The 12,156-nt window shown below is 71.2% G+C and carries 12 protein-coding genes; 5 read left to right on the top strand and 7 right to left on the bottom strand.

Annotated features, from left to right (window positions below):
* Positions 1-15 precede the first annotated feature (15 nt).
* Positions 16-1,611, bottom strand: coding sequence for an ABC transporter substrate-binding protein (locus ACWEQG_RS29960; protein ID WP_452289816.1), 1,596 nt, complete (start codon positions 1,609-1,611; stop codon positions 16-18).
* A gap of 139 nt (positions 1,612-1,750) precedes the next feature.
* Between ACWEQG_RS29960 and ACWEQG_RS29965 the strand changes: the two genes are divergently transcribed.
* Positions 1,751-2,452 (top strand): Lrp/AsnC family transcriptional regulator, encoded by a 702-nt coding sequence (locus ACWEQG_RS29965; RefSeq protein WP_452289977.1) that lies wholly within the window; start codon positions 1,751-1,753, stop codon positions 2,450-2,452.
* 3 nt (positions 2,453-2,455) lie between these two features.
* Here ACWEQG_RS29965 and ACWEQG_RS29970 read toward each other — a convergent pair whose 3' ends face one another.
* Positions 2,456-2,803 carry a hypothetical protein gene (locus ACWEQG_RS29970; RefSeq protein WP_363469531.1) on the bottom strand — a complete coding sequence of 116 codons (348 nt, stop codon included), beginning with the start codon at positions 2,801-2,803 and terminating at the stop codon, positions 2,456-2,458.
* Between the two features lie 129 nt (positions 2,804-2,932).
* A complete protein-coding gene (locus tag ACWEQG_RS29975; RefSeq protein ID WP_452289818.1) occupies positions 2,933-3,961 on the bottom strand; it encodes an ROK family protein in 1,029 nt (342 codons plus the stop codon).
* 428 nt (positions 3,962-4,389) lie between these two features.
* Between ACWEQG_RS29975 and ACWEQG_RS29980 the strand changes: the two genes are divergently transcribed.
* Positions 4,390-5,712: a cellulose-binding domain-containing protein gene (locus ACWEQG_RS29980; RefSeq protein ID WP_452289820.1), complete on the top strand. Its 1,323-nt coding sequence runs from the start codon at positions 4,390-4,392 to the stop codon at positions 5,710-5,712.
* A gap of 129 nt (positions 5,713-5,841) precedes the next feature.
* Positions 5,842-6,423: a hemerythrin domain-containing protein gene (locus tag ACWEQG_RS29985; protein WP_452289822.1), complete on the top strand. Its 582-nt coding sequence runs from the start codon at positions 5,842-5,844 to the stop codon at positions 6,421-6,423.
* Positions 6,424-6,486: 63 nt separating this feature from the next.
* Here ACWEQG_RS29985 and ACWEQG_RS29990 read toward each other — a convergent pair whose 3' ends face one another.
* The 3 genes from ACWEQG_RS29990 to ACWEQG_RS30000 form a co-directional block, all read right to left on the bottom strand.
* Positions 6,487-7,686 carry a hypothetical protein gene (locus ACWEQG_RS29990; protein WP_452289823.1) on the bottom strand — a complete coding sequence of 400 codons (1,200 nt, stop codon included), beginning with the start codon at positions 7,684-7,686 and terminating at the stop codon, positions 6,487-6,489.
* Positions 7,687-7,798: 112 nt separating this feature from the next.
* Entirely contained in the window at positions 7,799-8,473 is a 675-nt protein-coding gene (locus tag ACWEQG_RS29995) for a DUF6766 family protein (protein WP_452289824.1), read from the bottom strand.
* A gap of 94 nt (positions 8,474-8,567) precedes the next feature.
* A complete protein-coding gene (locus ACWEQG_RS30000; protein WP_452289826.1) occupies positions 8,568-8,954 on the bottom strand; it encodes a hypothetical protein in 387 nt (128 codons plus the stop codon).
* A 143-nt stretch (positions 8,955-9,097) separates the two neighbouring features.
* Between ACWEQG_RS30000 and ACWEQG_RS30005 the strand changes: the two genes are divergently transcribed.
* Positions 9,098-9,472, top strand: a complete 375-nt coding sequence (locus tag ACWEQG_RS30005) for an STAS domain-containing protein (RefSeq protein ID WP_452289828.1) — start codon at positions 9,098-9,100, stop codon at positions 9,470-9,472.
* Positions 9,473-9,548: 76 nt separating this feature from the next.
* Here ACWEQG_RS30005 and ACWEQG_RS30010 read toward each other — a convergent pair whose 3' ends face one another.
* Complete coding sequence (locus tag ACWEQG_RS30010) at positions 9,549-10,655, bottom strand: MBL fold metallo-hydrolase (RefSeq protein WP_452289830.1); 1,107 nt, start codon at positions 10,653-10,655, stop codon at positions 9,549-9,551.
* Between the two features lie 125 nt (positions 10,656-10,780).
* On the opposite strand from ACWEQG_RS30010, the gene ACWEQG_RS30015 reads away from it, so the two are divergent.
* Positions 10,781-12,151, top strand: coding sequence for a hypothetical protein (locus ACWEQG_RS30015; protein ID WP_452289832.1), 1,371 nt, complete (start codon positions 10,781-10,783; stop codon positions 12,149-12,151).
* The last annotated feature ends 5 nt before the right edge of the window (positions 12,152-12,156 follow it).

Raw genomic sequence — 12,156 nt, forward strand, 5'->3', positions numbered from 1 at the left:
TTCCCCGTACGCCGGCTACTTGGCGCCGAGGTCGGCGACATTGATCGTCCACACGGGGTGGTACTCCACGCCGGTGACGGAGGCCGCCGTCACGATGTTCTGGCCGGGCTGGATCAGCGGCATGAACGGACCGGTCGCGTTGAGCTTCTGCTGGAAGTCGGTGAACGCCTGCTTGCGGTCGTCGTCGGTGACCGCGGCGCCGGCCTTGTCGGCCGCGGCCTCGACGTCCTTGTCCGCGCCCGCCTTCCAGCCGGAGCGCAGGCCGACCAGCTTGCCCGGAGCGAAAGACAGGTAGTTGCTGGGGTCGGGGAAGTCAGGACCCCAGTACCACAGGCCCAGCTCCTCCTTGCCGTTGCGGTAGTTGTCCAGGGCGGTGGTGACCGGCGCGGGGGCCAGCTCGACCGTGATGCCGACCTCCTTGAGGTTGGCCTGGATGCGCTCGGCCAGCGGCTGGAAGGACAGGCCGTTCACGGTCAGCTCGCTCGGGAACTCCAGCGTCACCTTGGGGTCGGTCACGCCGCTCGCCGCGAGCGCCGCCTTCGCGCCCTCGACGTCGCGCGCGGCCGCCTGGTCGGCGGGGAGCGCGCCGAGGAACATCGACGGGATGATGCCCGACGCCTGCGTCGAGCCCTCGCCGGCCAGCTCCAGCAGGCCCTGGTAGTCGATGCCCTTGCGCAGCGCCTCGACGAACTTGGGGTTGGAGGTGACCTTGCTGACGCCCGGGTCCTGGTTGGCGAGCAGGAAGAACACGTACGCTGAGGCGGTCCGCTTGACCTGCAGGCCGCCGGAGACACCGGTCACCTGGTCGCCGGACAGGTTCAGCGCCACCTGGCTGTCGCCGCGCTGGACGTTCAGCTTCTGCGTGGCCGACTCGACGTTGCGGATGACCACCTTGTCGTAGTACGGCTTCTTCGCGCCCCAGTACTTCGCGTTCGCCTTGAGCACGACCTGGCTGCTCACGTTGAACGACTCGATGGTGTACGGCCCCGAGCCGGCCGAGGCGGAGTTGAGGTACTGCTCGGCCTTGTCGTTCGGGTCGTTCGTCGCGCCGTTCTCCTTGGCGACCTTCGAGTTGAGGATGCCGAGGGCCGGGTTCGGGAGGATGTACGGCAGCGCCGGGTGGGGGGTCTTCGACGTCAGCGTGATGGTCGTGTCGTCGGTCTTGGCGACCTCCACGCCGTCCAGCAGGAACGACGGCGTGCCCTTCATGTCGCGGACCCGGGTGAGGGAGAACACGACGTCGTCGGCCGTCACCGGGGAGCCGTCGGCGAACGTGGCGCCCTGCCGGAGCTTGAGCGTGAGCTCCTTGCCGTCGGGCGACAGCTCGTACGACTCGGCGAGCGACGGCACCGGCTTGGTGACGTCGGAGCCCTCGAACGTGAGAAGCGTGTCGTAGGTCGCCTTGTCGACGATCAGGCCGGTCGGCTCGTAGGTCCGCCCGGGGTCCGCCGTCTTGAGGTCGAACGAGGTGTCGATCACGAGCGTCTTGCCCGCGGCGCCGCTCTGGGTGCTGCTGGACGAGCCGCCGCCGGAGCAGGCCGCGAGGGCGAGGGCGCCGGTGAGCACAACCGGCAGCAGGCCGGCCCTCACCTGCCACGAACGGGTCGTCATTATGTGTCCTCCGAAAACAGGCCAACTCGTGGCCGTATGGACGTTTGGTCGCCGATCGTCCAGGATTGTGCTGCAGAAAGTCCAGCTCATGAGGCCGAGCCGAGACGAATCTCCCGTGGAGGATGAACCAGTGACCGAAATGTCAAGCAACTCGGGGTCCGGGGGCGGCGCCGCTGGACGGATCGGCATCGGCCTGGAGCTGGACGCCACCCACCTGAAGATCCTCGAGGTGCTCAGGGAGAACGGGCGGGTCTCGGTCTCCGCACTCGCCGAGCGGGTGGGGATCTCCCGGGCCAACGCGTACACGCGGTTCGAGGCGCTGCGCGCCGACGGCGTGATCAGGCGGTTCACGGCGGAGATCGACCACCAGCGGGCCGGCCTCGGCATCGTCGCGCTGATCTTCGTGACCGTGCGCCAGCAGATGTGGCGGCAGTTCCGCGCCCAGCTCGCGCAGATGCCGGAGGTGGAGTACTGCGCCATCACCACCGGGCAGCACGACGCGATGATCCAGGTCAGGATGGCAGACGTGGCCGAGGTGCACGCGATGGTCACCGAACGCCTGGCCAACATCCCGGCCGTCAAGGCGACCGAGACCGTGTTCATCCTGGACGAGGTGCTCAGGCGGCCGTACGTGCTGCCGAGCGATCGCGAGCGGGAGCGGGGCCGGGGGACCTCGCGGCGGCCCGGCTCCGCCCCTGCGCCGGAGCCCGAGCAGGGACAGGGACAGGGACAGGGACACGGACAGGGACACGGACAGGGACACGGACAGGGGCTGCCGCTCGGCAAGATGCGGTTCGTCGGCGCGGCCGAGGGCCGCGCCGCGCTGCGCGACGAATCGTAGGTCTCAGACCACTTCGGCGCAGATGCTGACGTGGGTGGTGTCGTCGTCCTCGAACTGGAACTCCTCCACCAGGCGCAGCCGGCCGTCCTCGGCCGTCTCGATGCGGCTCGCGCCGCGGCCGCTCGCGCGCTCGCCGGTCTTCAGCAGGTGGACGTAGGAGATCTCGACGCGGTCGGCGTCCCGCGTGCCGACGAACCGGCCGTGGACGACGGTGTCGCCCGTGTAGTGCCCCCAGATCACGCCGCCCGACTCCTCGTACGCGAACTCGGTGGGCGCGTCGGCGTTCACCTCGCTGGCTGTGGAGCTGATCATGACGAAGCGGCGGCCGTTGAGCAGGTCTGTGTCGTTCACGAGTCCGCATCGTGCCGTTTTGTACGAGATTCGCAACTCGCCCTGGACGTTCCGTTCACCGGACCCCGGCCGGGCGTGTGATCCGTCCAGGACACACGCCGCGGCCGGGCCGCGGGACGGACGGCCGTGTCAGCGGCCGACGATCTCGGCGAGGGCGGCGAGCGCCGCGCCCCGCGCGCCGGCCATGTCGAGGTCCTCCACCAGCGTCACGGTGGCCACCCGGCGCTGCTCCTCGCGCAGCAGGGTGTGCTCGCGGACCTTCTCGAGGAACCACTCGCGGAAGTGCGGGGCCGCCTCCACCACTCCGCCGCCCAGGAAGTACGCGTCCGGGTCGGTGAAGTTGGCCGCGATGGTGAAAAGCCTGCCGATGGCCATCGCCTGCTGTTCGAAGACCTTGAGCGCGAGCGGGTCGCCGTTCTCGGCGTAGCCGCGCAGCAGCTTGGCGGCCTTCCCGGCGGACCCGGCCCCGTGGAGCTCGTGACCGGGGAAGCGGGTCAGCCAGTAGGGCAGCAGGTTCTTCTCGATGCCGGTCAGCGAGGCGACGCTCTCGGCGTCCCCGACGAAACCGCAGTTGCACGTGGGCAGCGGCTGGTCCTCCTCCAGCAGGCCCTGCAGGGGGATGTGGACGTGCCCGAGCTCGCCGGCCATCCCCGCCGCGCCCTTCACCACGTGCCCCGACTGGACGACGCCGCCGCCGAGGCCGGTGCCGACGATCGCCGAGACCGACGAGTGCTGCCAGGCGTCGGGCCCGAAGCGCACGTGATGGGAGTAGAGGGCCGCGGCGTTGCCGTCGTTGTTGTAGACCACCGGCAGCCCCAGCCGGGACTCCAGGGCCCCCCGGAAGTCGAAGCCGAACCACCCGGGGTCGACGAAGTTGGTCGCGCCCTTCGAGGAGATCACGCCGTCGGCGCTGGCCGGGCCCGGGGTGTCCAGTCCCACCGCTCGCACCGTGGAGCGCGGCGTGCCGGTCAGCTCCAGCACGTTGTCGAGGGCGAGGAGGAGCTGCTCGACCGCGACCTCGGGACCCTCCCGTACGAGGCTGGGGGTCTCCACCATCCGGTCCACGAGGAACCGCCCGGAGGCGTCGAGAACGGTCGCGTTGTTGCTGGTGCCGCCGTTGTCGAGCCCGACGACGACCCAGGACCCTGCATCTGCCATTGGGGGATGTCCTTTGCGTTCGTGCGTGTCAGTGCGAAGACTACGAGAGCCGGCGCCCCCGGGCACCGGTCGGGGCGCGACAGGCGGGAGGCGTGCCGCGCGGGGGCGCGCACCGGTGAAAGATTCAGTTCGGGCGGTGGCCGCCTCCGGTCGTCTCCGGCGGCGGCGGTGCCCGTGAGCTGCGCCGGGTTCCGCCGACCACGGGCTGGGCCCGCCCCGGGGCCGGGCGCGTCCGTTGACCGGTCAGGCGACCCGGAGAAAACATCTGCGTCCGGGGGCCGCAGCGTCGCGACCCGTCTGTCCCAGGGCCGTGGCCCGAGCGCGAGCGCCTGCCCGAGACCACCCGCCCGTCCGTGCCTGTCCCGGCGGGCGCGGCGCGGAGCCGGGCTGCGCGCCGAACGAGCGGATGCGCAGAAATCGAGGTACGCATGAAGCAGTTCCGTCCTGTCCGAGGGGTTCGCCCCGGCCGCCGGGGCCTGCCGGGCTCTCCGGCGGCGCGCCTGGTCGCGGCGCTGGCCGCGCTGGTCGCCGGCCTCGTGGTCGTGCTGGTGCCCGGCACCGCCTCCGCGGCCCCCGTCTGCAAGGTGGACTACACGACCAACCAGTGGCCGGGCGGCTACACCGCGTCGGTGCGGCTCACCAACCTCGGCTCGGCGGTCAGCTCCTGGGCGCTGAGCTGGACGGCCGGCAGCGGCCAGCAGATCACCAACTCCTGGGGCGCGAAGGTGACCCTGTCGGGCTCGGCCGCCACCGCCAGGAACGAGACCTGGAACGGCTCGCTGGCCACCGGGCAGACGGCCGACTTCGGCTTCCAGGGCACCTGGTCGGGCAGCCTCACGACGCCGTCCGACTGGTCGCTGAACGGCGTGCCGTGTGACGGCGGCGGGGTCTCCCCGTCGCCCTCGCCGACGCCGTCCCCGACCATCGACCACTCGCCGTCCCCGTCTCCGACGCCGTCCCCGTCACCGACGCCGTCCCCGACGGTGGACCACTCGCCGTCGCCGTCCCCCTCGCCGTCCCCCTCGGCAAGTCCGAGCCCGTCGGTGACGCCCACGCCGTCCGGCTGCTCGGGCACCGGCCTGGTGGTCTGCTCCGGCTTCGAGGACCAGTCGGGCACGCCGTCGGGTGAGTGGCAGGTGGTCACCCCGAACTGCTCGGGCAGCGGCACCGCCACGATCGACTCCACCACCGCGCACAGCGGAGGGAAATCGCTGCGGATCAACGGCGGCGGCAACTACTGCAACCACGCCTTCGCCGCGACCACCAAGAACGTCTCCGCCATCTCGCCGGTGGTCTACGGGCGCATGTGGGTGCGGCACACGACCGCGCTGCCGGCGAACCACGTCGCCATGATCACGATGGCGGACTCCAGGGACGGCGGCAAGGACCTGCGGATCGGCGGCCAGGGCGGCGCTCTCCAGTGGAACCGGGAGTCCGACGACGCCACGCTGCCCGAGCAGAGCCCCAACGGGGTCGCGCAGAGCAGCCCGCTGCCCGTCAACCGCTGGGTCTGCCTGCGCTTCCAGATCGACACCACGAAGCAGGCGATGCGCACGTACCTGGACGACCAGGAGATCAGGGGCCTGACAGTGGACGGCACGCCCACACAGGACGTGGACGCGCAGTGGCTGCGCCGCTCCACCGCGCCGCGGCCCACGACGCTGCGCCTCGGCTGGGAGAGCTACGGCAGCGACTCCGACACCATCTGGTACGACGACGTCGCGCTCGGATCGAGCCCGATCGGCTGCTGATCACCACAGGTCAGGGGTAGATAGCCGGGTGTCCGCCAGGTGCGGTCAAGGCTCGACCGTGGTCCCGTTTCGTCCGGCGCCCGGCCTTCCCGAGGGAAGGCCGGGCGCCGCATCCGAGGGGAGAGGGACATGACCGACGTGCAGCACCCGATACCGGAACTGATGAAAGAAGGCGACGTCGTCGACCTGCTCGTCCACCAGCACGCGCTGATCAGGGACATGTTCGACGAGGTGGAGCACGCCCCGCCGGGCGAGCGCCGTGAGCCGTTCCGGCGGCTGGTGCGCATGCTCGCCGTCCACGAGACGGCGGAGGAGGAGATCGTCCACCCCTACACCCGGCTGCGGGTGGACGGGGGGACCGGCGTGGTGGCCGACCGGCTCAAGGAGGAGCGCGAGGCCAAGGAGATGCTCAGCAGGCTGGACGAGATGGGACCGGAGCATCCCGGCTTCATGGCCGAGCTGGACAGGTTGCGGATCGCCGTGCTCGCGCACGCCCGGGCCGAGGAGCGGTACGAGTTCACCCGGCTCCGGGCCGAGACGACGGCGGCCGAGCGGCGGGCGATGGCCCTCGGTGTCCGGGCCGCCGAGGCGATGGCGCCGACCCGCCCGCACCCGGGCGTGGAGACGATGACCAGGAACCTGCTCCTGGGCCCGCCCGCGGCGATCATGGATCGGGCGCGGGACCTGATCCGGCAGGCGCTGCGCAGGTAGGCGGGCCCGCGAGCCCCGGCTCGGGTCCGCGTACGTACGGAGCCGAGCCGGGGGCTCGCCCGGTCAGTGGGTCCGCAGGCTGTAGAGAGGGTGGGTGCCCTCCAACTCCAGGCGGTACTCGTCGCCCGACTTGGCGCGGTTCTCGTCGATGACACGCTCGCTGGGCGGTTCCTCCCCGCCCATCAGCTGCTCCTGCCAGCGCTGGAACCGCTCGTGGGCCTCCTGGACGTAGCCGGTGCCCAGGGTGGTGTAGTCGATCTGCGTAGCGATCAGCTCCCGCAGGTAGTCCTTGTTCGGCTCGAACGTCACCGGCTTGGGCAGCGCCGGGGCCAGCAGCTGCTCCGGGTCGCGCCCGTCGTGCCGGCGGAACAGCTCCGCGGCGATACGCAGGTGCTCCAGCTCCATGTTGAGATGCAGCTCCCAGATCGTCTTGACCTTCGGGTCGGACTCGGTCTCCATGAAGGAGTAGTAGAGGTAGCACTCGTTGTACTCGTGGTTGAGCAGCTGCTCCCACCATGTCTCGCCCGGGTCGAGCAGCGACTCGTAATGCGTGACGTGCTCTTCCTCGATCAGCCCGATCTCCTGGTACAGCTGCCGCGCGATCGGCTCCATGTAGGTCGGGCCGACGTTCATGTAGAAGTTCATCGTCTGCTGCTCGGCGGACATGACGGTCAGCGCGTGCAGCTTGGAGATCGCCTGCGCGGTCTCGCGGTCGTAGTGCTCGCGGACGTTGTCGGCCGGGTGGCGGTGGTGCATCTTCGTCGGCCGGCCCGGCATCACCTCGGTCAGCCGGTCGACGATCTTCTCGGCCTTGCGGTGCTCGATCATCTCGTACAGGTTGGCGTAGCGGTACAGGTGATCGAAGTCCTCCAGCACGCCGAACTGGTAGGCCTGCTTGAGATAGGGGTCGGGCTCCATCCGGGCGACCCAGGCGGTCAGGTCCACCGCCACCTGTTCGTAGGCGATCGTCGTCTCCAGCACCGAGGCCAGCCCCGGCAGCAGCCAGTTCACCGTCCGCTGCTGCTGCGCCTCGATGTAGCGCACCTCCGCCAGCCGCTGCCTGACCTCCAGATCGGGGTGGTGCCGGGCGAGATGATGGCTGAACATGATCGCTTCGATCTCGATGCCGTTCATCGTGATGATCCGGCACCGGGTGTAAGGATCGGCGCGGTCGGGGTCGATCGGCGTGACATTCAGCTCGCGCCAGTTGCGCAGCTGCCGGTCCAGCGGTATCCCCCGCTCCCGCAGCGGATTGAACGTCATCTCGGTGCTCCTCCCCACGATTGGCGCTGGGCGTACCCAAGCCATGGAATGCGACAAACGTGGACATTTGGAGCTTTGCCGGAGATTGTCATCTGGCCGCGAGGGCGGCCCGTCAGCCGCTGGACGACGTCCTGGAGTGCGGGTCGCCGACCCTCTTCGACTGCGGTGAGCCCCGCTCGCGCAGGAAGATCGCGAGCAGGACCATGGAGGCGACCGCGAGGAACTCCGACTGCCAGTTCTGCAGCGTGCGGTTCCAGAAGTCGGCGGAGGTCACGTAGCCGCCCCAGCCGACCGGGTCCTCCAGCCGGGCGAGCTGCTCGTTGTTGTACGCCGCTAGGCCGGCGACGGACTGGGCCAGCCAGGACAGCAGGAAGAGCAGTCCCATCGCGACGCCCAGCGAGTGGCTGAAGACCGTCCGCCGCCAGTCGTCCGCCGCCGCCCACGCGGGGGAGCCGGGCTCGGCGTGCCGGCCGACCTTCTGCTCGGCGTCGGACTCAAGGCCCTCCTCGCCCCGCTTCTTCGACTCCGGCGAGCCGCGCTGCACGAGCCAGACGGTGATGAGGATGTAGAGGAAGAACTGCAGGTACTCCGACTGCCAGTTCTCGGCGACGTCCACGGCGAAGGCCGACGAGGTGACGTATTCGGCCCACGTCACGGGGGAGCCGCCGCCCGCCACCCGCTCCTCGCTGAACGCCGCCGCGCCCGCCGCCGACTGCCCGGCGAGGCTCAGCAGGAACAGCAGCAGGAAGCACAGCGCGAGCGCGTTGTCCCTGACGAAACGCCTCACCGCCGCTACCTCCCCGCCAGGCCGACGACGATCACGTAGGCGAGCACCAGCGTGACCGTGACCAGCAGCACCGCGTAGAGCGTCCGCGCGCCGTTCACGCCTCCACCTCACATTCGTACGGCTGCTCTGTGTTCGACTGATCCGGGCGGGGTTCGCAGCCCGCGGCCCGCACCCGCCAGCCCTCGGGGAACCGGTGCAGGAAGAGCGTGTCGCCGTCCACCCGCACCCGCGCCTCGTCTCCCCACACGTCGACGCCGCGTACGGCGCCCGTGCCCAGGTCGGCCGACACGATCTGTTTCTCGCAGTCGTCCAGCGAGCGCGCCGCCTCGGGGGCCAGGAGCAGGCATGCCTGGCCTCCCCGGCCCTGCCCGGCCGCGGACAGGAAGCGCTCCGCCGTCGCGGTGACCGACGCGTCGTCCGCGGACGCGCACCCCGCGGCGACGAGCGCGAGGCAGACGACCGCCGTTGCTCGAATGCCCATGGACCGCGACTACCCGGGGGGCGGAAGTGAAACCTGCACACAGTTTTCGTCGGGCATATGGGATTATTCGCCTGCCACGCGTAATATGGGCGGTTCCGGAAGGAGTTCCGGGTGGGGTCATCTCACCAACGGAGGTGGGATCCTTGCACGACTTCCAGGTGTCGGTGGCGCAGTCGCCCCCCTTCACCCTCATCACCCTCAGCGGTGAGCTCGACGTGCTCACGGTCCCCGCGCTGCGCGAGCAGGTGACCCCCCTGCTGGCCCGTCCCGCGACGCGCATCCTGTTCGACCTGGAGAGGCTGCGCTTCATCGACAGCGCCGGCATGCGGGTGCTCATCGACGCCTGCGTCCGCAACCCGCCCGAGGACGGAGACGGCGCCGTCTGCGGGATGAGCCCGCAGATGCGTCACCTGTTCTCGCTGCTCGGCCTCAACTCGCGGCTCACCATGTATCCGACCCGCGCCGACGCGCTGCGCCGCCCGGCGGCCGAGCCTCCCGGCACGGCCCACATGAACTGACCCCCGTCACGGGTGCGCGGCCGGACGCCGCCGGGCCGGGGAGCGCGCTCGTCCCGCAGACCCGGCATCCGGCTCATCACATGATCGTCTGCCACCAGCCGTCCACGGGCGGCGGATCGTCGACCGTGACGCGCTCGCCCGGCCGCGGCACCACGAGGCGCACGTCGCGTGCCTTCGCCTCCCGCCACAGCTGGTCGACCGGGTCGTTCCAGGCGTGCGGGGCGAGCGAGAACGTGCCCCAGTGGACGGGCAGCAGCACCCGGGCCCGCACGTCGAGGTGGGTGAGGATCGCCTCCTCGGGCGTCATGTGGATGTCCGGCCAGCCCTTGCTGTAGGCGCCGATCTGCACCACCGACAGGTCGAACGGCCCGTACGTCTCGCCGATCGCGGCGTATCCGTCGAAGTAGCCGGAGTCGCCGGTGTAGAAGACCCGCCGGCGCTCGCCCGCGACGACCCACGAGGCCCAGAGGGTCTGGTCCCGGCGGAACGCGCGGCCGGAGAAGTGACGGCCGGGGGTCGCCACGAACCGGAGGCCGGACACCGTGGCCTCCTCGTTCCAGTCGAGCTCGATGATGCGGGACGCGGGCACCCGCCACCGCTCGAGATGGGCGCCGACCCCGAGCGGCACCAGGAACGGCGCGGTCTGCGTGCGGACCAGCATGCGCACCGTGTCCATGTCGAGGTGGTCGTAGTGGTCGTGCGAGATGACGATCGCGTCGAGCTCGGGCAGCTCGTACAGCGGCACCGGCGGAGGGTGCAGGCGGCGCGGCCCGGTGAACGACGCGGGAGAACACCGCTCGCTCCACACCGGGTCGAACAGCACCCGCCGCCCCTCGATCTCGATCAGCACAGAGGAGTGGCCGTACCAGACGGCGTCGAGGTCGCCACCCCGGGACGGGCCCGGGGTCATGAGGGGCACGGGGAGGCGCGGCTTGCGCGGCGTCCGGCGGAGGAACTCGCGGGCGACCTGCTGCCTGGTCCCCGGCGGAAGCACGGGGCTGGGTGTCGTGTTGCGGAACGCCCCGTCACGGAACTGTTTCGAGCGCCGCACCCGGCCCGCTCGCTCGCCCGAGGGCCGCGCCCCCAGCGCGGCGGGGACGTTCCGAACCGCCCACACCGCCGCCGCCAGGGCGGCCGCTCCCGCGACGAGCCCCACGCGACGGCCCAGGTCACTACTTCTCAAACCACCGGTCTTCAACGGCAATCTCCCTTGCTGGGTTCTGCCGATCAGACTAGGCAATCGCCGGACGGGTGCGCGCCGACGGCGCCTTGCCTGTGGACAACCGGTCAGAGGAGACTGCCTTCTGAATGAAAGCATGCAGACCGACCGGCCAGGCGTGGGCCGGTGAGGCGGGGGAGATGAGCACCGGCCACAACGCGGACCACGGCTCGGGCGGCCACCGCGACGACCTCGATGACCGTGACGTCTTCGGCGACCGTGACGTCCTCGGTGACCTCGGTGACCTTCGCGGCAGTGACGGCGAGACCGCGTCCCGTCTGTTGCGGCTGTTCGAGGGGCACCGGCTCACTCCCGTGCAGCGCAGGATCGCCCACTGCCTCGCACGGCACGCCGCCGAGGCGCCGTTCCTGTCGAGCATCGAAGTGGCCGAGCTGGCCGGGGTCAGCCAGCCGTCGGTGACCCGCTTCGCCATGGCACTGGGTTACAGCGGATACCCCGGCCTGCGGCGCAAATTCCGTGAGCTGGGCGTGCCGCGCGGCCGGAGCCGGGACGGGGAGGACGCCGCGCCGGACGCCCGCGTTTCCGCGCCCGCGGTCGGCCCCCGGCTCCCCGACGGCGGCGAGGGCGGGCAGGACGCGGCAGGGCGAGACGCGGCAGAGCAGAACGGCGGCGGAGGGCAGGATGGCGGCGGAGGGCGGGGTCCCGCGCAGACGCTCCGCGCCACGGCGGAGGGCTCTCATCGCTCGTCGCCGCGACCTGGCGCGCGCGCACGTCCCGTGCCCGAGGATCCCGTTGCCGAGGATCCCGCGTCCCTGGATTCCGTTCCTGAGGATTCCGCGCCCGAGGATGCCGTGCCGCGGGATGCCGCCCCGGAGGAGGCGCCCGCGGAGCACGGTCCCGGCCTCGACTGGGCGACGGGCCCGGGGGGCGAGTATCGGCGGGCCGTGCTGGCGGAGATCGAGAACCTGCGCGCCCTGGCCCGGTCGCTGGACGACCCCGGACCCGTCGCCGAGGCCGCCCGCCTCCTCGCCGCCTCGCGGCCGCTTCCGGTGCTGGGCCTGCGGGCCGCCGCGGCCCAGGCCGCCGGGTTCGCCTACTTCGCGGCGAAGATCCACCCCGACGTACGGCCCCTGCACGAGGCGGGGTCGCTCCTGACCGACCGCGTCGAACAGGCGGCGGCGGCCGGAGCGACGGCCCTGCTGTGCTTCGCCCTGCCCCGCTACCCGGCCGAACTGGTGGACGCCCTGCGCGCCGCCCGCGCGGCCGGACTGAGCGTCGTCACGGTCGCCGACCGGCGGGTGCCGTCTCTCGCCGGCCTGTCGCACGTCCTGCTCACCGCCGCCGTGGGCACGCGTCTGGTGTTCGACACGGCCTGCGCGCCGATGATGCTCGGCCGGGTGCTGCTGGAGGCCATGTGCGACGAGCTGCCCGGGGCGCAGGCCCGCCTGGAGGCGTTCGAGGCGTCGGCCGCGGCCCGCGGGGTGTTCCTCATTGACTGAATCTA

It is taken from the genome of Microbispora sp. NPDC004025 (assembly GCF_053604425.1).

Bases quoted from the DNA above. Each gene is read 5' to 3' on its own strand.
- ACWEQG_RS29960 (WP_452289816.1), bottom strand. From the start codon at position 1,611: ATGACGACCCGTTCGTGGCAGGTGAGGGCCGGCCTGCTGCCGGTTGTG.
- ACWEQG_RS29965 (WP_452289977.1), top strand. From the start codon at position 1,751: ATGTCAAGCAACTCGGGGTCCGGGGGCGGCGCCGCTGGACGGATCGGC.
- ACWEQG_RS29975 (WP_452289818.1), bottom strand. From the start codon at position 3,961: ATGGCAGATGCAGGGTCCTGGGTCGTCGTCGGGCTCGACAACGGCGGC.
- ACWEQG_RS29980 (WP_452289820.1), top strand. From the start codon at position 4,390: ATGAAGCAGTTCCGTCCTGTCCGAGGGGTTCGCCCCGGCCGCCGGGGC.
- ACWEQG_RS29985 (WP_452289822.1), top strand. From the start codon at position 5,842: ATGACCGACGTGCAGCACCCGATACCGGAACTGATGAAAGAAGGCGAC.
- ACWEQG_RS29990 (WP_452289823.1), bottom strand. From the start codon at position 7,686: ATGACGTTCAATCCGCTGCGGGAGCGGGGGATACCGCTGGACCGGCAG.
- ACWEQG_RS30000 (WP_452289826.1), bottom strand. From the start codon at position 8,954: ATGGGCATTCGAGCAACGGCGGTCGTCTGCCTCGCGCTCGTCGCCGCG.
- ACWEQG_RS30015 (WP_452289832.1), top strand. From the start codon at position 10,781: ATGAAAGCATGCAGACCGACCGGCCAGGCGTGGGCCGGTGAGGCGGGG.